The organism is Rothia sp. HMSC061C12 (genome assembly GCF_001815755.1).
Lineage (GTDB): Bacteria > Actinomycetota > Actinomycetes > Actinomycetales > Micrococcaceae > Rothia > Rothia mucilaginosa.
In genome coordinates this window covers 160,685-182,667 of record NZ_KV821872.1, presented here as the reverse complement: position 1 = coordinate 182,667, position 21,983 = coordinate 160,685, and the positions used below count along the sequence as shown (strand labels likewise).

The 21,983-nt window shown below is 62.6% G+C and carries 14 protein-coding genes and 1 riboswitch; of the genes, 10 read left to right on the top strand and 4 right to left on the bottom strand.

Going from position 1 to position 21,983, the window contains the following annotated elements; translation table 11 throughout:
- The first annotated feature begins 3 nt into the window (after positions 1-3).
- Positions 4-1,479: an amino acid permease gene (locus HMPREF3055_RS06940; RefSeq protein ID WP_070634191.1), complete on the top strand. Its 1,476-nt coding sequence runs from the start codon at positions 4-6 to the stop codon at positions 1,477-1,479.
- Positions 1,480-1,613: 134 nt separating this feature from the next.
- Here the strand turns inward: HMPREF3055_RS06940 and HMPREF3055_RS06935 are convergent, their stop codons facing one another.
- A complete protein-coding gene (locus HMPREF3055_RS06935; RefSeq protein WP_070738677.1) occupies positions 1,614-3,218 on the bottom strand; it encodes a dehydrogenase in 1,605 nt (534 codons plus the stop codon).
- Between the two features lie 414 nt (positions 3,219-3,632).
- On the opposite strand from HMPREF3055_RS06935, the gene HMPREF3055_RS06930 reads away from it, so the two are divergent.
- Positions 3,633-6,197 carry a helix-hairpin-helix domain-containing protein gene (locus HMPREF3055_RS06930; RefSeq protein ID WP_070738675.1) on the top strand — a complete coding sequence of 855 codons (2,565 nt, stop codon included), beginning with the start codon at positions 3,633-3,635 and terminating at the stop codon, positions 6,195-6,197.
- Positions 6,198-6,356: 159 nt separating this feature from the next.
- Here the strand turns inward: HMPREF3055_RS06930 and HMPREF3055_RS06925 are convergent, their stop codons facing one another.
- Both HMPREF3055_RS06925 and HMPREF3055_RS06920 read right to left on the bottom strand, forming a co-directional pair.
- On the bottom strand, positions 6,357-7,193 hold the full coding sequence (locus HMPREF3055_RS06925; RefSeq protein WP_070738673.1) for an aldo/keto reductase: 837 nt from the start codon (positions 7,191-7,193) through the stop codon (positions 6,357-6,359).
- Positions 7,194-7,412: 219 nt separating this feature from the next.
- Positions 7,413-11,564: a DEAD/DEAH box helicase gene (locus HMPREF3055_RS06920; RefSeq protein WP_070738696.1), complete on the bottom strand. Its 4,152-nt coding sequence runs from the start codon at positions 11,562-11,564 to the stop codon at positions 7,413-7,415.
- Positions 11,565-11,749: 185 nt separating this feature from the next.
- Positions 11,750-11,884: riboswitch (SAM riboswitch) on the top strand.
- Positions 11,885-11,919: 35 nt separating this feature from the next.
- On the opposite strand from HMPREF3055_RS06920, the gene HMPREF3055_RS06915 reads away from it, so the two are divergent.
- The 3 genes from HMPREF3055_RS06915 (at position 11,920) to HMPREF3055_RS06905 (ending at position 15,229) form a co-directional block, all read left to right on the top strand.
- A complete protein-coding gene (locus HMPREF3055_RS06915; RefSeq protein ID WP_070634187.1) occupies positions 11,920-12,147 on the top strand; it encodes a nuclease PIN in 228 nt (75 codons plus the stop codon).
- Positions 12,148-12,157: 10 nt separating this feature from the next.
- Entirely contained in the window at positions 12,158-12,592 is a 435-nt protein-coding gene (locus HMPREF3055_RS06910) for a PIN domain-containing protein (RefSeq protein ID WP_005508979.1), read from the top strand.
- Positions 12,593-12,760: 168 nt separating this feature from the next.
- A complete protein-coding gene (locus HMPREF3055_RS06905) occupies positions 12,761-15,229 on the top strand; it encodes a cell division protein PerM (RefSeq protein ID WP_246826912.1) in 2,469 nt (822 codons plus the stop codon).
- A 12-nt stretch (positions 15,230-15,241) separates the two neighbouring features.
- Here the strand turns inward: HMPREF3055_RS06905 and HMPREF3055_RS06900 are convergent, their stop codons facing one another.
- On the bottom strand, positions 15,242-15,772 hold the full coding sequence (locus HMPREF3055_RS06900) for a 4-hydroxyphenylpyruvate dioxygenase (protein WP_070738670.1): 531 nt from the start codon (positions 15,770-15,772) through the stop codon (positions 15,242-15,244).
- Between the two features lie 257 nt (positions 15,773-16,029).
- Here HMPREF3055_RS06900 and purN point away from each other — a divergent pair, with 257 nt between their 5' ends.
- The 5 genes from purN (at position 16,030) to HMPREF3055_RS06875 (ending at position 21,934) form a co-directional block, all read left to right on the top strand.
- On the top strand, positions 16,030-16,596 hold the full coding sequence (gene purN, locus HMPREF3055_RS06895; protein WP_070678655.1) for a phosphoribosylglycinamide formyltransferase: 567 nt from the start codon (positions 16,030-16,032) through the stop codon (positions 16,594-16,596).
- 213 nt (positions 16,597-16,809) lie between these two features.
- Positions 16,810-18,420 (top strand): bifunctional phosphoribosylaminoimidazolecarboxamide formyltransferase/IMP cyclohydrolase, encoded by a 1,611-nt coding sequence (gene purH, locus HMPREF3055_RS06890; RefSeq protein WP_070738668.1) that lies wholly within the window; start codon positions 16,810-16,812, stop codon positions 18,418-18,420.
- A gap of 282 nt (positions 18,421-18,702) precedes the next feature.
- Positions 18,703-19,284, top strand: a complete 582-nt coding sequence (locus HMPREF3055_RS06885; protein WP_070686202.1) for a TetR/AcrR family transcriptional regulator — start codon at positions 18,703-18,705, stop codon at positions 19,282-19,284.
- A 289-nt stretch (positions 19,285-19,573) separates the two neighbouring features.
- Complete coding sequence (gene glyA / locus HMPREF3055_RS06880) at positions 19,574-20,848, top strand: serine hydroxymethyltransferase (RefSeq protein WP_005506810.1); 1,275 nt, start codon at positions 19,574-19,576, stop codon at positions 20,846-20,848.
- Between the two features lie 207 nt (positions 20,849-21,055).
- Positions 21,056-21,934: a bifunctional methylenetetrahydrofolate dehydrogenase/methenyltetrahydrofolate cyclohydrolase gene (locus HMPREF3055_RS06875; protein ID WP_005508973.1), complete on the top strand. Its 879-nt coding sequence runs from the start codon at positions 21,056-21,058 to the stop codon at positions 21,932-21,934.
- Positions 21,935-21,983: the final 49 nt, after the last annotated feature.

Genomic DNA, 21,983 nt, shown 5'->3' with positions numbered 1-21,983 from the left:
GTCGTGACTGAACAGAACAACGTCAGCCTGAATCCTAAAGCTCCCGAACAGGGAGAGCGACTGCACCGCGGTCTGAGCAACCGCCACATCCAGCTCATCGCCATCGGCGGAGCCATCGGCACCGGCCTGTTCATGGGCTCCGGCCGCGCCATCTCCATGGCGGGTCCCTCAGTTATTTTCGTGTACATGCTCATCGGCGCCGTCATCTTCCTGGTACTGCGAGCTATGGGCGAGATTCTGCTCTCCAACCTGAGGTACAAGTCCTTCTCTGACTTCACCACCGACCTTGTCGGCCCCATGGCGGGCTTCTTCCTCGGCTGGTCCTACTGGTTCATGTGGGTGGTCACAGCCGTCGCGGATATCATCGCAATCGTCGGCTACCTGCACATGTGGTGGCCCGACCTGCAACCATGGATCCCGGCGCTCGCCGTCATCGGCGTTCTGCTGACCCTGAACCTGGTCTCCGTGAAGAACTTCGGCGAAATCGAATTCTGGTTCTCCATGATTAAGATCGTCGCCATCGTCGCCCTGATTATCGTTGGCGGCGGCATGATCGCCGTCGGCTTCACCTCGCCCAGTGGCGCGCAGGCATCCGTCGCAAACCTCTGGAATGACGGCGGAATGTTCCCCAACCACTTCATTGGCTTCCTCGGCGCGTTCCAGATTGCCGTCTTCGCGTTCATGGGCTCAGAGCTCGTCGGTACCACCGCAGCAGAAACCCAGGACCCCGAAAAGACCCTGCCCAAGGCAATTAACGCTGTACCGGTACGTATTATGGTCTTCTACGTGGGCGCGCTCGCTGTCATCCTGATGGTCACCCCCTGGCGCCTGGTCAGCCCCGATAAGAGCCCCTTCGTCGCCATGTTCACTCTGGCGGGCCTGGGCATCGCCGCGCACATCATCAACTTCGTGGTGATTACCAGCGCAACCTCCTCGGCGAACTCCGGTATCTTCTCTACCTCGCGTATGGCATTCGGCCTGGCGCGCGAGCGCAGCGCACCGCAGTTCCTGGGCAAGATCTCTAAGAACGGCGTGCCTCGTAACGCGCTGTTCCTTTCCGCCGTGATGCTGCTGTCCTCGATTGTGCTGCTCTACGCGGGTGACTCGATCTCTCGCGCGTTCAACCTGGTCACCACCGTGGCTGCGGTGCTCGTGATTTTTGCGTGGGCCATGATTATGGTCAGCTACCTGATGTACCGCAAGAAGTTCCCTTCGCGCCACAAGAAGTCGAAGTTCCGTCTGCCCGGCGGCCGTTTCTCTGCGTGGCTGTCGCTGGCGTTCTTCGCTTTCACCATTGGTGTGCTGACCATGAACGAGGAAACCCTCATGGGTCTGCTCGCGATGCCCGTCTGGTTCGTGATTCTGGGTATCGGCTGGGTCTTCAAGCGCCGCGCTGATGCCCGCCGCCACGAAGCAATCTCGACCCGCACCGCGCAGATTGCGATTGTGGAGGCGTCCGAGATTTTCTCGGCACGCTAAGCCACGCCGGCTATCTCGGTACCGGCTATCAGCGCATGCGTAAAGCCCGCGTCACCTGCTCCTCTCAGGGAGCGGGGGACGCGGGCTTTCGCTGTCTCCAGGGATGAACTCGAGAGGCTCGCGGGAGTGCGCGCTTAGAGGGGCGCCGCCTCAGCCTCTTCGGCAAGCGGGTCGTCGTCATCATCGGTGCGGTAGAAATCCCAGCGTTCACAACCGCAACCGGAACGCATCGCCTCAATGACGGCGGCAGCTGCCTCCAGCGGGTCGAGCGCGTGCAGATTCCACAGCGCATGCACCGGTACCGGGTGCCTCCAGCCGTGCTCCTGCAGGAACTCCGGGTCGAAGGCGGGCAGCGCCTCGACGGTGGGTTCAAGCTCGCAGAGGAAACCGGTGGGGGAGCGGAAAACCGTCACCACGGGGGTCGGGTCGGCATCTTCCAGGCAGGCTCCGTCGAAGAAGTAGTAGGTGCTCAGACGGCGGTTCCAGGCAAGCTGCGCGAGGCGTTCGCCGAAGACTTCCACCGTCTGCTCCCACTGGGTGCGGTGGTACGCCGCCAGGTTGGTGTGGGCGGTCTGCACCACGCCGATGCCCTGCTCGGTGAGTTCGCGGGCGCTCAGACGCGCGGGCTCTGCCGGTTCCGCCGGTTCTGCGGGAGCGCCCGCAGGGGATGCGTCCGGGGTATCCAACTCTGCTAGTTCTGCTTCGGGGAGCTCAGCGTTAGTCAGCTCAGCGTCAGCGTTAGTTAGCTCAGCATCGAGGAGCTCAAGCTCCTCAGCCTCGCTCGCCTCGGCCTCGTTCGACTCAGCGGCAGCTGCGTTTGCTTCGTTCTTCGTCCACAGGCGCAGCTCGCGGGCAATCTGCGTGCGTCCGCGATGCAGAGTCGTCTGCCAGGAGCCGAACTTGGCGCGTACCGCACCCAGCGGCGGCACCTCACCAATCAGAGTGGGAATGGTCGACCAGTAGCCGTAGTTCAGCGCCGTCGGCTCGCGGTCGTAGCGGGCGCAATAGCTCAAAAACAGGCTCAGAGTCTTCGGCGCAAAATCCTCGGGTACCGCCGCGGCGTCGATATACCACTCGTTTTCGAGCGCCTCCGCCGGGTAGATGCCGGTGCGGAGCATGCCCAGGGACCAGTCGCCGTCGCCGAGGTAATCGTTGACCGTCTGTGCGGGGGCAGGCCACGCCGATTCGCCCTCCATACTGGCGGCAAGCAGGGTGTACAGGCTACCGCCCTCGGTGCCGATTTCTTTCACGCCGCGCAGTCGGATGTCCTCGAGGGTCTGCGCGTAGGCTTCTTCCTCCAGCTGGGAGTAGGGGTGTGCGGCAAGGTACTTGAGCGTAGCGCCGATCTTCGCCAGAACGTGCGCAATGTCTTCATTGCTGAAGTGGCGTGCCTCCAGCGCGGGCGGCAGGTCGTGAATAATATCGCAATCAAGAATCAGCGCCGCGTACTCGGGCTCCGGAGGCAGATCGTAGGCTTCCGCGAAAACGTACCAGAGGCCGCATGCGAGCACCGTGTAGCTCGGGGCGTCTGCCGTGACCGGGCCAAACTGCCAGATGCCGGAGTCCAGCGCATAGTTCAGGTGCTTCTTGTTGATGTGCGGGTACAGAAAATTGAGGCGGCGGAGAACCTGGGTAGGGGTGAACCCCAGCGCGGCGAGTTCGGCGATGAGTTCCGCGTACTCGTCGTGAAAATCTAAGTAGCCCTCCGGCGCGTTTGATAGCGCGGCTTGTTCGCGCATGGGTCCCTCTTTCATCTGCGGGATGTGGCGGCACCATGTCGTACCGTGCTGCCGAAAACCCTGAACGTGTGCACGCAGATAAGGGTGTTTGCGTGGTGTGAGTCCAGCTCTTATCTGCACGAATAAGAGATATTTTTTCAAAAAAATATGCTCTTTTATCTAAATTTATCGCTGAAACTAAGTACTATTCAAATACGTGAACCCCTAACACGGTTTCTTACGAAAAGATGACAACGTTTAGCGCACCCACAGGGTAAAACGTGCACAAAGGGGCGTATTCTGCACCAGAAGATACGGTGGAAAAATACGCTTACCCGCACCCGCACAGGCGAGCAAAATACGCCCCGCGCTGACTCTTATCCCAGCATTACCGGCCAACCCATGAGCCGCGGCGAAATATGCGAAACTGGAAAGATGAGCGAACACCCCCTCCCGAGCAGCATCCGCCCGCGCGCGGATCGAACTGCACACCCCGCGCCCAGCAGTGCCGCCGGCAACGAACCCAGCAGCGCCGCACACCGCGAAAAACACGAAACCGGCGGCAAGACTGAGCAGCCTGCCGAGCACCTCAATAACGCGCTCGCCGTAGAAACCGGCATCGCGCCGCACCGCATCCGCGCAGCCGTGGCGCTGCTCGACGCCGACAACTCCGTACCCTTCATCGCCCGCTACCGCAAAGAAGCAACGGGCGCACTCACCGACACCCAGCTGCGCACCATCCAGTCGCGCCTGGGCCAGCTCCGCGCCCTCGAAGAGCGCCGCAACCGCGTGCTCGAAGCGCTCACCGAACGCGCCGACGAAGGCCTCATTGACCCGCTCACCCTGCTGCAGCTGCGTTCCTCGCTCATGAACGCCGCCACTATCGCAGACGTGAACGCCATCTACGCCCCGTACCGCAGCGAGCGCGTGACCCGTGCCCAGATGGCGCGTGCCGCCGGGCTTGATTCCCTCGTCGAAGACCTGCTGGAGGTGCCCCTCGCCGAGGCACACGCCATCGCCGCCGCATACATTACCGACGGCACCGAAGACAATGGGGACGACGAGGGCGACGAGGACGAGAGTATTGAGGTTGCAGAGGCGGATGAAGCCCTGCAGATTCACAGTGCCGAAGAGGCCCTTGACGGTGCCCGCGCAATCCTGGTTGACCGCGCCCTCACCGACCCGGTGCTGAGTGAAAAGCTCCTCAAGCGCCTGCGTGAAGGCGGCGTGATCGAGTCTCGCGTGATTGCCGGTCAGGAAAGCATTGGCGCGAAGTTCTCCGACTATTTCGCTTTCTCGGACCGTATTCGTTCCATTCCGCCGCACCGCGTGCTGGCGCTGCACCGCGCCAAGGATGCCGGCGTGGTGCGCCTCAAGGTGGATGTGGCACCCGCCCCCGTGGCGCTCAGCCGCCTGCGCGGTGCCGCCCGCGCTGAAGCTGAGGCTGCCGCCGAAAATTACGAGAACGTCCGTTCTGCATACGAGCGTGAAGTTGCCGCTGCGCTACGCATCCCCGTGCAGGTGCTCAACACCGTCGACGACGAAGACCGCATACTCGGCTGGCTCGCCGCCACCGTGCGCACCGCATGGCGCAGCCACCTGCGCCCGCGCCTTGCCGAACGCATCCGCCACCAGCTACTCGACGCCGCCGCACAGCACGCGACCGAGGTGTTCGCCTCCAACCTACGCGATATTCTGCTCGCCGCACCCGCCGGACACAAGACCACCCTCGGCCTGGACCCGGGCCTGCGCCACGGCGTGAAATACGCCGTGGTCGACGGTACCGGTGAGCCGCTGCGCGTGGGCACCGTCTACCCGCACGCCCCGCGCAATCAGTGGGAGGAGGCGTTGCGCGAGCTCGCCGCCGCCTGCCGCGAGCACAGCGTGGAACTCATCGCCATTGGCAACGGCACCGCAAGCCGCGAAACCGACAAGCTCGCCAGCGAACTGATCCGCACCCTGCGCGAGGAAGGCGCAGAAGCACCCCAGAAGGTGACCGTCTCGGAAGCGGGCGCCTCCGTCTACTCCGCCTCCGTCCTCGCCGCCGCCGAGCTGCCCGACTACGACGTGACCGTACGCGGCGCCGTCTCCATTGCCCGCCGCCTGCAGGACCCGCTCGCCGAGCTCGTCAAAATCGACCCGCAGTCCATCGGCGTGGGCCAGTATCAGCACGACGTGCCGCCCGCAGCCCTGCGCCGCGCCCTCAACGACACCGTCGAAGACTGCGTGAACGCCGTGGGCGTGAACCTCAACAGCGCCTCCGTGCAGCTGCTTGCACACGTGGCGGGCGTGGGTACCGCAACCGCCGAACGCATCGTCGCCTACCGCACCGAACACGGCGCCTTCGCGAACCGTCGGCAGCTGCTGAACGTGCCGCGACTGGGGGCGAAAACCTTCCGCCAGGCGGCAGGATTTATTCGCATCCGCGGCGGTGAAGAGCCGCTGGACGCCTCCGCCGTGCACCCGGAAGCCTACCCGCTCGCGCGCCGCATTATTGCCGACGCGCAGGCGCGCAACGGCGCCCACTGGGTTGCCGGCGCCCTGGGTACCTCGGATGGAACCGACCCGCTCGCCGGGCTGAACCCCGCCGACTACGTGCAGGACAGCCACGAGCAGGACGGCCACATGCCGGAGAGTGCGGAAGGCACCGCCGGCGTGTACACGGTCGAGGACATCTTCGCCGAGCTGCGCCGCCCCGGCCTGGACCCGCGCGGTAGCTTCCGCACCGCCCGCTTCTCCGAGTCCGTCTCGCACTTCGAGGACGTGCGCCCCGGCATGGTGCTCGAGGGTACCGTCTCGAACGTGGCGGCATTCGGCGCGTTCGTGGATATTGGCGTGCACCAGGACGGCCTCGTGCACATCTCGCAGATGAGCCGCGGCTACGTGGCGAACCCGCACGATATTGTGCGCAGCGGCGACATCGTGCAGGTTCGCGTGGTGGAGGTCGACCCGGTGCGCCGCCGCATCTCCCTCTCCCTGCTGGTAGAGGACGAGAACTAGTGGGGGAGAACGGGAGCGGTCGCTGACCTGTTGAGCAATCCAAGAATGAGCGTTCGCTAAAACTCAAGCTCGAGAACACAATAAAGCCCCGACAAGCACTATCTTTGCCTGTCGGGGCTTTATGTAGGTTCGATTCGAGCTCTACGCCCGAGCTATACCTTAGAAGTCGATATTCGCCGGGTCAGCGCCAATACGACCCTCGGGGGTAGAAAGCGCATCCACAGCCGCGATGTCCTCAGCGGTCAGCTTCACGTTCACCGACGCCAGGTTCTCCTCAATGCGGGAGGGGGTCACAGACTTCGGGATAGCCACGGTGCCCTTAGCCAGGTGCCACGCCAGCACGACCTGCGCGGGGGTTGCGCCGTGGCGCTCCGCGATCTCAGCCAGTACGGGGTTCTGCAGCAGGTCGCTACCGTTGCCCAGCGGGCTCCATGCCTGAGTCGCGATGCCGTACTCGGCGTGAACGGCGCGCAGCGCCTCCTGCGAGAAGTAGGGGTGCAGCTCAATCTGGTGGATGACCGGAACTACGCCGGTCTCCTCGATAATCTCGCGCAGCTGCTCCTCGGGGAAGTTCGAAACACCAATCGAACGAACCTTACCCTGCTTCTGCAATTCAATCAGCGCACGCCAGGAATCCAGGTACAGGCCCTGCTGCGGCTTAGCCCAGTGAATCAGGTACAGGTCAACGTAGTCGGTGCCCAGCTTCTCCAAGGACGCCTCGAACGCCTCAAAAGCGCTCTCGTAGCCCTGGTCGGAGTTCCACAGCTTGGTGGTGAGGAAGATATCCTCACGAGCCACGTTGGAGTTAGCGATAGCGCGGCCCACGCCCGCCTCGTTGCCGTAAATAGCGGCGGTGTCGATGTGGCGGTAGCCGGTCTCCAGGGCGGTGCCCACAACCTTCTCGGCGACCTCGTCCTCAACCTGCCACACGCCGTAGCCCAGCTGCGGAATGGATCGGCCGTCGTTGAACTTTACGTTGGGTACGTTGTAGCTCATGATGCTCCTTTGGAATCTATGGGGAGGCGGCGCCTCCGTAAGCAGTCCTTCAAGGCTACGCCTCAGAGCCCCACGTTGAGAAGGGCCACGGCAGAATCAGGTATGAATCTAGCCCGAGGCGTAACCAAATGGCGAAAAATGACCGGCGTCAGACATATCAGCAGACTCGAGGGCTGCCGCTCAGATTGGAGGGCGGCTACCGCTCAGGCTGAAGGGCGGCTACCGCTCGACAGCCGGCGCAAAGAGCTCGCGCACATCCTCAGCCGTCACCGCCGCGGAGGCGAACTCGCCCTCACCGACCACCGCATCGAAGAGCGCCGCCTTCGACTCCTTGAGCTGCATGACCTTCTCCTCAATCGTGCCCTCGGCAACCAGGCGGTAGACGTGCACCTCCTTGTCCTGGCCGATGCGGTGAATACGGTCCACCGCCTGCTGCTCGGCGGCGGGGTTCCACCACGGATCCATGATGAACACGTGATCCGCCTCGGTCAGGTTCAGACCGAAACCGCCAGCCTTGAGCGAAATGAGGAACACCGGCTCCTGACCGCTCGTGAACGCCTCAATAACCTCGGCGCGGTTGCGGGTCGAACCGTCCAGGTATAGGTGGCCGATGCCCTCCTCCGCCAGGCGCGCCGAAATGCTCTTGAGATAGCCGGTGAACTGGCTGAACACCAGCACGCGGTGGCCCTTCTCGAGCAGGTCGGGCAGCTGCTGAACCAGGTAGTCACGCTTGACCGACGACACCCCGGCGTAGGCTTCCGGATCAATCAGCGCGGCATCAAGCGCCAGACGGCGCAGCAGGGTCAGCGACTGGAAGATCGTGAACCGGTTCTTGTCCATATCCTCCAGCAGACCCAGCACCTTCTGGCGTTCACGCTGCAGGTGCGTGTCATAGATGCGGCGGTGACCGGGAGCCAGCGGCAGGTTCACGCGCGTATCGTTCTTCGCCGGAAGCTCTGCCGCCACCAGCTCCTTGGTGCGGCGCAGCATGAGCGGGCGGATGCGCCGGCGCAGACGAGCAGCCGTCGCCGCGGCGTGCGCCGGGTCCTCACCGGACTCCGCCGGGCGAGCGTACAGGTCACGGAACGCACGGGCGGAGGGGAACAGTCCGTCCGCCACAATTGCTAGCAGCGCCCACAGTTCCATGAGGTTGTTCTCAATGGGCGTGCCGGTCATCGCAATCTTGGTGCGGGCGGGCATTGCGCGGGCGATGGACCAGGCGCGGGTGCCGGTGTTTTTGACGAATTGCGCCTCGTCCAGCAGGAGCGCACCCCAGCCTTCGGGGGCGGACTGCTCGCCCGTGAATTCGTCAACGGTACGGCCTAACGTGCGGGCGTAGCCGGTGTAGGCCTCCTCGTCCATGCGCAGCAGCGTGTAGCTGGTCAGCACCAGGTGCGCCCCGGCGATGCGCTCGGCAAGTGGGGTCTTACCGGCGGTGGTTTCGGTGATGGTCACGATCTTCGCCTCGGGCAGGAAGCGTTCCGCCTCCGCCGCCCAGTTGGTGATGACGGAGGTCGGGGCAACCACGAGGAAGGGCGCGAACGGCTCGACGCTCTCACCGCGCTCGGCGGCACGTTCGGAGGCGGCACGGTGCTCCTCGATGGCGTGGGCGAGCAGGGCGAGAGCCTGCACGGTCTTACCCAGACCCATATCATCGGCGAGAATACCGCCCAGACGCTGCTCATACAGGAAGGACAGCCACTGGAAACCCTCCACCTGGTAGGGGCGTAGGGTCGCCTGCAGACCGGTGGGTACCGGGCGCTGAGCGATAACCCGACGGGAAGTCTTTTGGGGCCCGGGGGAATCCTGAGTGCCCTTGTCAGAGGTCTTTTCAGAGTCCTTTTCGGCGCTTTCCTCGGCATCCTCCAGGCCCTCAACCAGCTGCAGCAGCGAACGCACCTGAGCGTCCCACCGCGCGGTCGTATGCACGCTCGCCGCCAGCGACTCCAGCTCAGAGAACAGCCCCGCCTGGTGACGGTTAATGCGCAGCTCACCGCCCGCATCGTCGAGTTCGCGAGCCTCCGCGATGAGGGTGCGCAGGGTCTTAAACTCGGGTCGACGCAGCGAGAAATAGGTGCCGTTACCGAGCAGAATACGGTCCGCCCCGCGGTCGAGCGCCTCAAAAATCTGTGCGAACGGTACGGTCCAATTGTTGACCTTCACGGCAATGCCCAGGCCGAACCAGTCACGAGAATTGCCCTCGCTCACGGTGATTTCAATCAGCGCGTCGGTTGCCTCCACGAACTGTGGCGGGGTACCGTTAAAACGCACCTGAACAGCGGAAACACGGCGAAGCTTCGGCAGAATCGCACTGAGCAGCTCGCGGGTTTCCCAGCCTTCGATGCGGCGCTCCTCCAGCCCGGAAAGCGCCGGGTGGGCAGCAAGAATGGTGCGCACCGAACGCAGCACGCGCGCCTCAAAACGCTCATCGCGAACCTCGCCGCCCTCTTCGCCGGGGTAGCCGAAAACGGGCAGGGACTGCACATCGGAGCCGGCCGCAGGATTCTGTGCGCTCGCCTCACTAGTAGCTTCATCAGTGCTGTCCTCCGCGAAGGGGTTCAGCGGGTACTCCCAACGCCAGCTCAGCTGCGCGTCGTGGCGTACCTGCTCGTCAAAGCTGATTTCAAGCACCAGATGCGGCGGCTTCACGCGCGGCAGCGCCAGCGCCGGATCGGGGGTCAGCGAGGGAATGGAACGGCTGAGCGCGGGCAGATACTCCTTCTGGAACGTGGCGCGTTCCGCGGCGGGAATGTGCACGGTTCCGGCGCTAATGAGCGATTCGGAGGCGGCATCGAGCGGCTCGACCAGGGGGATGAGCGCCAGTTCCACGCCCTCGGGCAGTTCGGGTACTGCGGGGGAGTAGCGCACCCGCTCACCCTGTACTGGGGCAATCGTCGGTGCGCTATTCTCAGCTTCCTCAGTCGGCGCCTCCTGCGCGTCCTTTTGCACGAAGGACTCGCGGCCCACTTCATCCAGTGCGCCGGGGCGCGCGGTCTTCCAGTGCACCGCCTTCGCCGCCTGCTCGTACTCCTGCTGAGCGAGCCTGCCCAGGGCAAAGAAGCCGGTGCGCGGGGTGCCGATGGGATGGCAGTGGGCGGCGGGCAGCCAGAGCTGGCGCAGTAGTTCGCCTTCGCGTCCTTCCCAGCTGAGCGCTGCTTGAAGCTGCAGTCCGGCGCCTTCTGCGTGCTTCTCTTCGCTGGCGGCGGCGTGCAGGCGCACCTGTGCGGGGCTCAGCACGGCGTAGTTCACTTCGCGACCGTTGACGAGCAGGGGCAGGCCAATATCCTCCGCGCGGGCGAGTACGTCCCAGAGCAGAGTGGAGGCAGAAGCGCTGATTGAGATCCAGTCGCGGTGCGAGGAGTACATGTTCTGCCAGGGGCGGGCAATCGAGTAGAGCTCGGCGAAGAATCGTTCGTGTTCGGGGTAGATTTCGTGCCGCCCGACGGGCCCGCCCACGCTGGAGGCGAAGGTTTCCCAGCTGAGTCCGCCCTTGATCCAGCGCCCGGTTTTGGACGCCATGAGCGGGCGGGCGAGCAGGTTAATGCTGGGGGTTGCGCCGGGCATATTGCGGCCGCGTGCGTAGGAACCGGAGACGCTCAGGGAGAAATCTAGGGCGCCGCTCACGCGCATTGAATCAATGCCCGCAAGGTCCTGACGTGCGGAAAGAACGGAGGAGAGGTCGCGCCGCCATGCCGAGATTTTGGTGGCGGATGCCTCTGCCAGCAGGCTCGGGGAGGCGCCTAGCTCGTTGAGCGCAAAGCTTCCCTGGGGGTTTTCGGGCTCGGCAGTCGCTGCATCGGGCGCGGGCAGTTTTGCCGCGGTGGTGAGCGCACCGGAGGCACGTAGCGCCGCGAGCGGGTCGGCGGCTTTCTTCGCCTCCGCAACATCCGCGCTCTTTGAATCTGTTGATTCCTTTATTGCTGATCCCTTTGCGTCTGTCGCACCCTTTGCTGCGGCACCGGGTACGCCGACCGGTCCGGGGTGTTCGCTGAGTGCCTTTTTCGCTACGGAGGCGCGGTCGAGCGCGGTGAGCATGAGCGCTACGGCGTGCTTGCAGTCGGTGAGCACGGGGCAGGTGCAGCGGGCGGTGAAGGTTGCGGAGCCGCTGACGGCGGGGAAGAAGCGAATGGTCACTTCGTAGGGGATGATGGTGCTTCCGTTGACGAGCCCGGTGAGGGTTCGCTCGTCTTCGTCGTAGCTGTAGCGGATGACTTCGCGGTTGCGCTGGTAGGCGACACCGCGCTGGTAGGTGCGGTGCCCGGCCTGGCGAATGATTTGCGGTACGGTGACGGGAATTTCGGGGAAGGGGTTGTTGGCGCTCACCAGCTCATTATCGCGTATCGTGCGGGTTTGCGCCTTGTTGCCGGTCATCGCCGGGTGGGTGTGCGGGATGTGTTTTTGATGCATAAAAACACCTATATTTATATAAAATATTCCGCACCGTATTAAAAATTCACGCCATTTAAAACGTTCTCACAAGCCAAAATGCTAATAATCTAAATCTCTTTCAAAAAACGCTTTACTTAACTTGAGAAAATGCTGTAAGCTAAACCCAGCTTCAAGAGTTTCGACTGATAAGCTCCGACTATGGTCGAACGCCAACCCCATGTTCACGGGTGGCTCGGATGACGAAGCGGTTTGTATTCACCACCGGAATAACCGGTGGTAATTGGTACAGACAAGAGCAACGCGAAAGGATCGCGCCACTCACGGCGCAGGTTGTCACATGTACAACGGCTCTGCAACCAAAGCAGCAATCTCTCTGAACCCCTCCCGCTCCTACCAGGAAAGCCTGCGTGCCGCAGCTGTCCCCGCGCGAGGCGGATACACCGCAGTCAGCATTGACGACTACTCCCGCATTTCTTCTAAGCGCGACGAGTTCCTGAACTTCCTTCTTCTGCCCAACCCCGAGGGCATCCCCGCTATTGAGTACGCCGGTCTGCGCGTAGCGTAGCATTAGGGGTATGAATTTCTCCGGTATGCTCCTGGACTCCGACGTTCTTGCGGAGATCCGTAAGGCGGATCCAGACCCCGCCGTGGTCGCTTTTCTGCGCCGCCGCTCGTTCCGGCACATGTACATTTCTGTGCTGAGCATTGGCGAGCTGAAGGGCCTGTACCCCTACCCGGAAACTGATCGCTGGATTACCGAACTTCTTGAGCGCTTTGGCGACCACGTTATTAACGTGGATGCGCGCGTGAGCCTCGAGTGGGCGGGCCGTCAGGCGCCGCGCGGTGTGCATGCCGTGGGTCGTGATGATGCCGGTCCGCTGCCTACCGCCGCCCTGGAGGGTCTGATGGCGGCGAGCGCGAGCGCCTATGATTTGGAGCTGATTTCTTCTAAGGCGCAGGTGTACCGTGCCTGGGGTGTTGAAGCTTCCAACCCGTGGACTGAGCAGTAAAACTTCGCCTGATACGCGTCCTCGCGTGCGCGTCTGTATGAATACCTGTGCGAATAGTTGTGAGAACCCGCTTTCGAGTGTTAATCGGAGGCGGGTTTCGTCGTTAATTCGTGGCATGATTGAAGGACGATGAAAAGCACCTCACCTATCTCTCGTTATTCCATGCCCATGCCTCTGTGGCTTCAGGGTGTTGTTGAGCTAATTGTTACTGCCCTGTTCTCTGCGCTTGCTGTGTTTGCGGCGATGTCTGCCGTGTGGGCGACCAAGGGTTTTGGCGACATGGAGTTCTCCTCCGTGGCCGCCATGTCGGCGCACCTGTGGCTTCTGATTCACGGTGTTCCTTTGGATCTTGCGGCTGCTTTTGGTGCTTCTGCCGGCACGATGACGCTGGTGCCTCTGGGTTTGAGTATTCTGCCTCTGCTGCTCTGCTACCGTTCGGGTCGTCGCCTGGCGCGCGCCTCGTATGAGGGTGAGTTTTTGATTCCGGTGCTGTCCGGTTCGGTGACCTATGCGCTGATTAGTTCGGCGATGTACGGTTGGGCGAGCCCGCATCCGCAGCCTCTTCAGGCGTTGAATGCTGCCCTGGTGCCTTTGGGTATTGTGGTGGCTGGTCTGATGTGGGGTGGTTACCGTGAGGCGCGTTCGCTCTCGCGCATGGTGGGTGTTGATACTGCGGAGCAGATTTCGCAGATGAGTCAGTATTCGCGTTGGGCGGGTTCGTACGCCTGGGCTGTGGTGCGTGCCGCGGTGGTTGCTTTTGTGGCGCTGATTGGTCTGGGTGCGGTGCTTTTGGGTATCGGTATTTTGGCGGGCTGGTCGCAGATTGTTGCCACCTACCAGGAGCTGCACGCGGGCGCTGTGGGTGATACCGCGGTGACCCTGCTGCAGCTGGGTTTCTTGCCGAACCTGGTGATTTATGCGATTGCGTGGTCGACCGGTGCCGGTTTCTCCTTTGGTGCGGGTACCTCGGTTGGTTTGACCAGTAGCGATGCCGGTACTTTGCCGATGCTTCCGATTCTGGGCGCCGTGCCCGAGTCGATGGGCACGTTTGGTCTGGTGGGTCTGCTGGTGCCGCTGGGTGCCGGTGCGATTGCTGGCTGGTGGTTCTTGCGTGAGGGCGAGGATCACCTGGATGAGTGGGTTGCCCCGAAGGTTCCGTTCCGCCCGTTGTCTGCGTTGATTTCTGCGGTGGTGCTGGGTGTGATGACCGGTATTATGACGTCGTTTGGTGCCCTGTGGCTGGGCTGGATTTCGTACGGCTCCCTGGGTATTGGTCGTTTTACGGAGGTTGGTGCTGAGCCGCTGACTTTTGCGGCGCATACCGCGTTGACGGTGGGTGCCGGCGTGACTTTCGGTATGTTGCTGAGCCGCGCCCTGGTGCCGGATAGCAGCCGTGAGCTGCCTCGTTTTGCGGATGAGCGCCCGAACTTGGGTGAGCGTCTGATGAGTTTTACTGCCTCGACTCGTGAGCGTTTTGCACAGGGCCGTGAGCGTTTTGCGGAGCGTCGTGAGCAGCGTGCGCAGGCACGTGCAGAGCGTATGGAGCGTGAGGCTGAGGAAGCCGCGGCACGTGAGGCGGCTGAGCGTGAAGCTGCAGAGCGTGAAGCTGAGGAAGTCGCCGCTCGTGAGGCTGCAGAGCGTGAAGCAGCTGAGCACGAGGCGGAAGAGACGGCACACGCGACTGCCTCTAAGAAGGTTTCTGAGAAGAACGTCTCTGAGCCTGAGCAGTCTGTTGTGTCTGAGGTGGCGACCGGTCATGTTCCGGTGCATCCGCAGGAGCCGGTGGTTGCCGTCCCCGTGGAGGCGACCGAGCAGCTGGCGCAGCGTGCGGCGGCGGACGCTTTCGCTGAGATTGTTGCAGAGCGCGAAGAGGTGGCTGAAGAGCCCGCCTCCGAAGAGGCTAGTGCTGAAGAGAGCCCCGCTGAGCAGTACGAGCCGATTGAGGCCGTTCAGCAGGTCGATTACCTGCACTCTGCTCACGCTGACTCTGCCCACGTTGACTCTGCGCAGGCGGAGGATTACGAGAGCATTGAAGCATCTGTTGAGCCTGCCTCCAACGAGTACACTGCTGACGAACACGGCACCTATGACCCTGCCGTGTACGCTCATGACCCCTCCGAGGAGGAGACTCGCGAACTGATTCAGGAGCCCGTCTACGAGGCTGCTGAACCTGTAACCGCTGAGCATGAGAGCACTGTTGAAGAGCCCGCGGAGCAGACGCCGCGTTTGAAGGGCCGCGCGAGCCGCATTATGGCGTACTTCGGTTTTGGTCTTGAGCAGCCCGCCGCAGCGCAAGGTGCCGAGCCGACTGAGGGTTCCCACGCTGAATCTGCCGCGCAGGACCGCGCCAACGACCGCGCGCTTGAGCGTGCGCAGAAGCGTGAGGCGAAGAAGGCGGCCAAGGCGGCACGCAAGAAGCAGAAGAACGACCTAGAGCGTGATTTTGTGGATCGTGAGCTGGATGTCCTCTCCGCTGATCAGGCGATGAGCCGCATCTTTGAGGTTCGTAGCCAGACCGGCATCCTTCCGCTGGTGACCGATGAGGCGTCTACCGTGGAGCTGCCCCCGCTGGATGTCAGCTCCTCGAAGTCCCAGGGCTCTAATGCGCAGGGTTCTAACGCCCGCAAGAAGAACTAGCGCGCAGAACCCCTAACGAGCTGCAGAAGAGCTAGAGCTGGACGTGCCGGTGAGCTTGTCCATCGTGCCCTGGAACTTCTGGTCGCAGGTGTACATATCGGTCTGGGTCAGCGCGGCGGCGCGGCACTCGCGGTACTCCTGCGCGCCGGGCATGAGTGCAAGACCGATGCCGCCGAGCAGGGTCATCGCGCCGTAGATGATGCTGACGCCCGCGGCAATGTAGAAGAACCAGGGGCCGCGGTAGACCGCGGTGCGCACGATCGCAATAATGCTCAGGGTAATGCCGGCGAGCGCGAAGATGAAGAGCGCCAAGAAAAGCGGCATCGTGGAGAGCACGAAGGAAGACGCCGCAAAAATCACCAGCGCGGCAGCAATCAGCATGAGCGAGGTGCGAATATTCGCCTTCTGCTGCTCGATGGGGTCGATGGGCTTGCGCGGCTTCTTACCCTGAGGTCCTCGAGGCTGCGGCATCATGTTCTGCGGTGCCTGCTGCGGTGCGTTGTTCGGTGCGTTGTTTGGAGTGTTCTGCGGGGGAGTAGACATACCTATAAGGGTACCGTCCCGTGCGCCCGCGACCTATTGAGTATGCGGCCTATTGAGGTCGCGACCTGTTGAGTTTGCGCCCAGTAAACCCCGGTGCCCCCCATAAACCCCCATGAACTCCAGTGAACCCCGGTGAGGATTCATCCCGCCGGGGTTTCTTTGTGCTCACCTTTGGGTTTTGGGTGTTTTGTGAACCTCTTACCCCCTTTGGATAAGGGTGTGAGACGGGTTATACTAGTCGGGTGCGAATTGTGGTTATGGTATCCGGCTCCGGAACGAATCTTCAGTCCATCCTCGACGCTGTAGCAGCGGGCGAGCTTCCCCTCGACATTGCGGCAGTGGGCGCCGACAAGCCCTGTCTGGGTATTGAACGTGCCCAGGCGGCGGGTGTACCCACCTTCCTGGTGCAGCCCGGCGACTACGCCGACCGCCCCTCCTGGAACCGCGCGCTGGAAGAAAAGATCGCTTCCTACAACCCCGATTACATTGTGTTCGCCGGCTTCATGCGCATTGTTGACGCGCAGCTGGTCGAGCGTTTCAGCAACCGCATTATTAACACCCACCCCGCCCTGCTGCCCTCCTTCCCGGGTGCGCACGGCGTGCGTGACGCCCTGGCGCACGGTGTGAAGATTACCGGCCTGACCGTGCACTTCGTCGACGCGGGCGTTGACACCGGCCCCATCCTCGCCCAGGCGGCAGTGCCCGTTCTGGACGACGATACCGAAGAGACCCTGCACGAACGCATTAAGGTGCAGGAGCGCCGCCTGCTCGTGCAGACCATCGCGTCTCTCGCTGAATCCCACGGTGCTGTGTCTGACAGCTAATTCCGCCCACTGATTTTTCGCGGCGGAATGAGCCGAGCTCAAACCCCGCCGCCCACACACGTTCCGTTGTGCCCATTTGACGCGCTCACCTTAGCGTCACGCACAGCGGCGGGGAATACCCCCACACATGCCCTGTCTATCCGGGCAGGCTACGTCCATCCACCAGCTGTGCCGCCGAGAACCGGCGCGCACGTCTAAAGCATCGGAGTATTTGTGTCTCTCATTGAGCTCGATCGCGTGCCCCTGCGCCGCGCCCTCATTTCCGTCTACGACAAGACCGGTCTGGAGGAGTTCGCCCGCGGCCTGCACGAGGCTGGCGTCGCGCTGGTCTCCACCGGCTCCACCGCATCCACCATCGCGGCAGCAGGCGTACCCGTCACCGAGGTCACCGAAGTGACCGGTTTCCCCGAGTGCCTCGAGGGCCGCGTGAAGACCCTGCACCCGCGCATCCACGCCGGTATTCTGGCTGACCGCCGCAAGCAGGAGCACATCGACACCCTCGAAGAGCTGGACGTTGAGGCGTTCGACCTGGTGGTTGTGAACCTGTACCCCTTCGTTGAGACCGTTGCATCCGGTGCCGATCAGGACGCTATCATCGAGAAGATCGACATTGGTGGCCCCTCCATGGTTCGCGCTGCCGCGAAGAACCACGACGCCGTCGCAATTGTTGTAGACCCCGCCGACTACGCGCGCACCGTTGAGGCCGCTAAGAACGGTGGCTTCTCCCTGGATGAGCGCCGCCGCCTTGCCGCTGACGCATTCGCCCACACCGCCGCATACGACACCGCTGTGGCTACCTGGACCGCATCCCAGTTCCTGCAGGATGAGGACGCTAACTTCTGGCCCCCGTACGCTGGCCTGGGCTTCGAGCGCAGCGAGACCCTGCGTTACGGTGAGAACCCGCACCAGCGTGCCGCCCTGTACGTTGACCCCGCCGCTGCCCCCGGTATCGCTCAGGCGGAGCAGGTGCACGGTAAGGCGATGAGCTACAACAACTACGTTGATGCTGACGCTGCTCTGCGTGCCGCTTACGACTTCGACGAGCCGGCTGTTGCCGTTATCAAGCACAACAACCCCTGCGGTATTGCTGTGGCAACCCCCGGCGCGGCTGACCCGATTGCGGACGCTCACGCGAAGGCGCACGCTTGCGACCCGCTGTCCGCATACGGTGGCGTGATTGCCGCTAACCGCCCGGTGACCGCCGCAATGGCTCAGACCGTCAAGGGCATCTTCACCGAGGTGATTGTGGCTCCCGGCTTCGAGCCCGAGGCGCTGGAGATCCTGCGCGAGAAGAAGAACCTGCGCCTGCTGGTTCTGCCCGAGAACTTCGCCCGTGAGGCCATCGAGTACCGCCCCATTTCCGGTGGCGCACTCTTCCAGGAGGCTGACCGCCTGCAGGCTGAGGGTGACGACCCGAAGAACTGGACCCTGGTTGCTGGTGAGGCAGCTGACGAGGCAACCCTGCGCGACCTCGAGTTCGCCTGGCGTGCACTGCGTTCGCCCAAGTCCAACGCTATTCTGCTTGCCGATAACGGTGCCGCCGTGGGCATCGGCATGGGTCAGGTGAACCGCGTGGATTCCTGCAAGCTCTCGGTGGAGCGTGCGAACACTCTCGGCGGCGAAGGTAACGAGCGTGCCCGCGGTGCGGTTGCCGCATCTGACGCATTCTTCCCCTTCGCTGACGGCCTGCAGGTGTTGCTGGACGCCGGTGTGCGTGCCGTCGTGCACCCGGGCGGTTCGATCCGTGACGAGGAAGTTATCGAGGCGGCTAAGGCCGCTGGCGTGACCATGTACCTGACCGGTACCCGCCACTTCTTCCACTAAACATGTGTAGCGGGCTCAGTACGCGCTGAGCTACCTGCTGTGAGCGGGGCATTTCCGGGTGAACCTTCTGGTGAACCTGGTATGCCCCGCTTTTTCGTGCTATCGACCTGAGACGTCTGCATGGGGACATCTGTGCTGGAACAGTCGCGTTGGGGCATCCGTATTATGAGCACCCGTATTTATAGAATTTTTGCTCTATTTTGCGCCGGATTTACGCATGAGGGCGCGTCAATGGCGACCAGGATGCGCACGGATTGGCTAAAAATTCGCTAGGATTAGGTTGTGCCTAAAGTCAGCGAAGAATACAAAAAGAACAGGCGTTCTCAGATTGTAGAGACCGCCCGCGAATGCTTCATCAAGCACGGTTATCAGAAGGCTTCGATGAGCGAGATTATTGCGGCCACCGGCCTGTCTGCTGGAGCGATTTATAACCACTTCTCCTCCAAGGATGAGATTATCCTGGCGGCAGCCCGCATGGACATGGCGCCCTTCGACCGCATCCGCGCCGAACAGCCCTGGGACTACGTGTTCGGGTGCCTGAAGGTGCTGGACACCCCCAAGATTCGCCGTCACCTACTCGTCACCTGGGGCGAGGCTGTGGCAATGCCGCAGCTGGCGACCGTGGTGTCTGAGCAGCTGAGCTACCTGCGTGATCAGTCCCTGGAACGCTACCGCGCCTGGGGTGCCGCTGAGCTGGACTTCACCGAAGAGGAGCTTGAAGAGTGGCTGACCGTTATCGGTGCCGCGGTGCTGTCGGTGCTGACCGGTTACGTGGTGCAGACTCAGCTGGTGGCTGGCGGTAAGAAGGAGAGCGCTCGCGAGGCGTACCTGGAGTATGCTTCCGCTATCCTGCGTCAGGCGTAGGGTGTGTAGACCCGCTTAATGGCCGCCGATTAGCCTGCCGGGGTGTGTTGTATGCCCCTTGCTGGTGTCGCGCCAACGCCGTAAAAACTTCATCGTGATGCTTTGTAAAGCCCGTTTTTCTTCTCGAAGGAAAGCGGGCTTTACGGTATTATGAGGTGTAGCTCATATTTTTTCATTCAGGGTTTTCAACTGGAGGCGCCCGCCGCCTCCTGAAGACCGCCCGGCGCACGCCGCGGCAACCCCGATGATGAGCGACCGAAGATAACGCAAAAACACTCCCAGGAGCGTAATGTCCGAGCAGAAGATCCTCGAGATGCCCCTCGCCGACCTCGACCCCGAGGTTGCAGAAGCCATTGAGCTGGAGCGCAAGCGCCAGCAGAACACCCTCGAGATGATTGCATCCGAGAACTTCGTCCCCCGTGCCGTCCTCGAAAGCCAGGGCTCGGTACTGACCAACAAGTACGCTGAGGGTTACCCCGGCCGCCGCTACTACGGCGGCTGCGAATTCGTTGACATCGTTGAGTCCCTCGCTATTTCCCGCGTGAAGGAGCTCTTCGGTGCGGAGCACGCCAACGTTCAGCCCCACTCCGGTGCGCAGGCAAACAACGCCGTTATGCACGCGCTGCTGAACCCCGGCGACACCATTATGGGTCTGTCCCTGGCACACGGTGGCCACCTGACCCACGGCATGAAGCTGAACGTCTCCGGCAAGCTGTACCACGTCGTGGCGTACGGTGTGGACGAGTCCGGTCGCGTTGACATGGAGCAGGTGCGTGAACTGGCTCTGGCTGAGCGCCCCAAGCTGATTATTGCCGGCTGGTCTGCGTACCCCCGTCAGCTGGATTTCGCTGCGTTCCGCGCGATTGCTGACGAAATCGGTGCGTACCTGTGGGTGGACATGGCTCACTTCGCGGGCCTGGTGGCTGCGGGTCTGCACCCGAACCCCGTCCCGCACGCACACGTGGTCTCCTCCACCGTGCACAAGACCCTGGGCGGCCCCCGCTCCGGCTTCATCCTCTGCACCGAGGAGCTGAAGAAGAAGATTGACTCCGCAGTGTTCCCCGGTCAGCAGGGCGGCCCGCTCATGCACGTGATCGCTGCGAAGGCTACCGCGTTCAAGGTTGCCGCATCTGACGCGTTCAAGGACCGTCAGAAGCGCACTGTTGAGGGCGCACAGATCCTGGCGAACCGCTTGCTGCAGCAGGACATGAAGGACGCCGGCGTGTCGATCGCCTCTGGCGGTACCGACGTTCACCTGGTGCTCGTTGACCTGCGCGACCACGCCCTCAACGGCAAGGAAGCAGAGGACCTGCTGCACCAGGCTGGTATTACCGTCAACCGTAACGCCGTGCCGAACGACCCGCGCCCGCCGATGGTGACCTCCGGTCTGCGTATCGGTACCCCCGCACTGGCAACCCGCGGCTTCGACGCTGAGGGCTTCACCGAGGTAGCCGACATTATCGCTTCCGTACTGCTGCCGAACCCGGACATCGCTGCGCTGCGTGCCCGCGTTGAGGCACTGTGCGCCAAGTACCCCCTCTACCAGGGCAGCGAGAACTGGTAGACCCATGAATGACCCCGTTCGCTCAACATCCCTTCGTGGGCGCTGAGCGGGCGGGGTTATTTCGCCCTCTTACTTTTTACCGCCCTGCCCGCTACACCCGTTCAGGGACGTAGCGGGGGAGTGGTACCTCTAGGGGTACACCCTAGAACTCAACACACAGACCGTCCGTTTCGGCGAACCCGCCGCAATCTATGGAAGGAAAAAACAATGCCCCAGATTCTAGACGGTAACGCAACCGCCGCAGCCATCAAGGAAGAGCTGAAGGAGCGCGTCGAGGCGCTCAAGGCTAAGGGTATTACCCCCGGCCTGGGTACCGTGCTGGTCGGTGACGACCCCGCATCTCGCTCGTACGTGGGCGCTAAGCACCGCGACTGCGCAGAGATCGGTATTAACTCCATCCGTGTGGACCTGCCCGGTGACATCACTCAGGAAGAGCTCGACGCAGAGATCGACAAGCTGAACAACGACCCGGCGTGCACCAGCTACATTGTGCAGCTGCCCCTGCCCAAGCACCTGGACACCAACCGCGTGCTGGAGCGCATCGCCCCCGAGAAGGACGCTGACGGCCTGCACCCGACCAACCTCGGCAAGCTCGTGCTGAACGTTTCTGAGCCGCTGGATTCCCCGCTGCCTTGCACCCCCAACGGTGTCATTGAGCTGGTGAAGCGCCACGGTATCGACTGGAACGGTAAGAACGTTGTGGTGCTCGGCCGCGGCATTACTGTGGGTCGCCCGCTGGGTCTGCTGCTGACCCGCCGCGAGGTGAACGCAACCGCAACCCTGGCGCATACCGGTACCGAGAACCTGGACGAGGTGCTGCGCGAGGCTGACGTCATTGTTGCCGCTGTGGGTGTTCCGCACGTGCTGAAGGCTCACCAGGTCAAGGACGGTGCAATCCTGCTGGACGTTGGCGTTTCCCGCGCTGAGGACCCGGAGACCGGCAAGAAGAAGCTCTTCGGCGACGTTTCCCCGGAAGCTGCGCAGAAGGCGTCCTGGGTTTCCCCGAACCCCGGCGGCGTGGGCCCGATGACCCGCGCGGAGCTGCTGGTGAACGTGGTTGAGACTGCGGAGCGTCAGGCGGCGTAAGGCTCGCAACATTTCAGAGCTGATAACTCAAAAGGGCGGTGCCCCGGTA

Coding starts and splice junctions, on each gene's coding strand:
- HMPREF3055_RS06935 (WP_070738677.1), bottom strand. CDS start 3,218: ATGCGCGAACAAGCCGCGCTATCAAACGCGCCGGAGGGCTACTTAGAT.
- HMPREF3055_RS06930 (WP_070738675.1), top strand. CDS start 3,633: ATGAGCGAACACCCCCTCCCGAGCAGCATCCGCCCGCGCGCGGATCGA.
- HMPREF3055_RS06925 (WP_070738673.1), bottom strand. CDS start 7,193: ATGAGCTACAACGTACCCAACGTAAAGTTCAACGACGGCCGATCCATT.
- HMPREF3055_RS06920 (WP_070738696.1), bottom strand. CDS start 11,564: ATGACCGGCAACAAGGCGCAAACCCGCACGATACGCGATAATGAGCTG.
- HMPREF3055_RS06915 (WP_070634187.1), top strand. CDS start 11,920: ATGTACAACGGCTCTGCAACCAAAGCAGCAATCTCTCTGAACCCCTCC.
- HMPREF3055_RS06910 (WP_005508979.1), top strand. CDS start 12,158: ATGAATTTCTCCGGTATGCTCCTGGACTCCGACGTTCTTGCGGAGATC.
- HMPREF3055_RS06905 (WP_246826912.1), top strand. CDS start 12,761: ATGCCTCTGTGGCTTCAGGGTGTTGTTGAGCTAATTGTTACTGCCCTG.
- HMPREF3055_RS06900 (WP_070738670.1), bottom strand. CDS start 15,772: ATGTCTACTCCCCCGCAGAACACTCCAAACAACGCACCGAACAACGCA.
- purN (WP_070678655.1), top strand. CDS start 16,030: ATGGTATCCGGCTCCGGAACGAATCTTCAGTCCATCCTCGACGCTGTA.
- glyA (WP_005506810.1), top strand. CDS start 19,574: ATGTCCGAGCAGAAGATCCTCGAGATGCCCCTCGCCGACCTCGACCCC.
- HMPREF3055_RS06875 (WP_005508973.1), top strand. CDS start 21,056: ATGCCCCAGATTCTAGACGGTAACGCAACCGCCGCAGCCATCAAGGAA.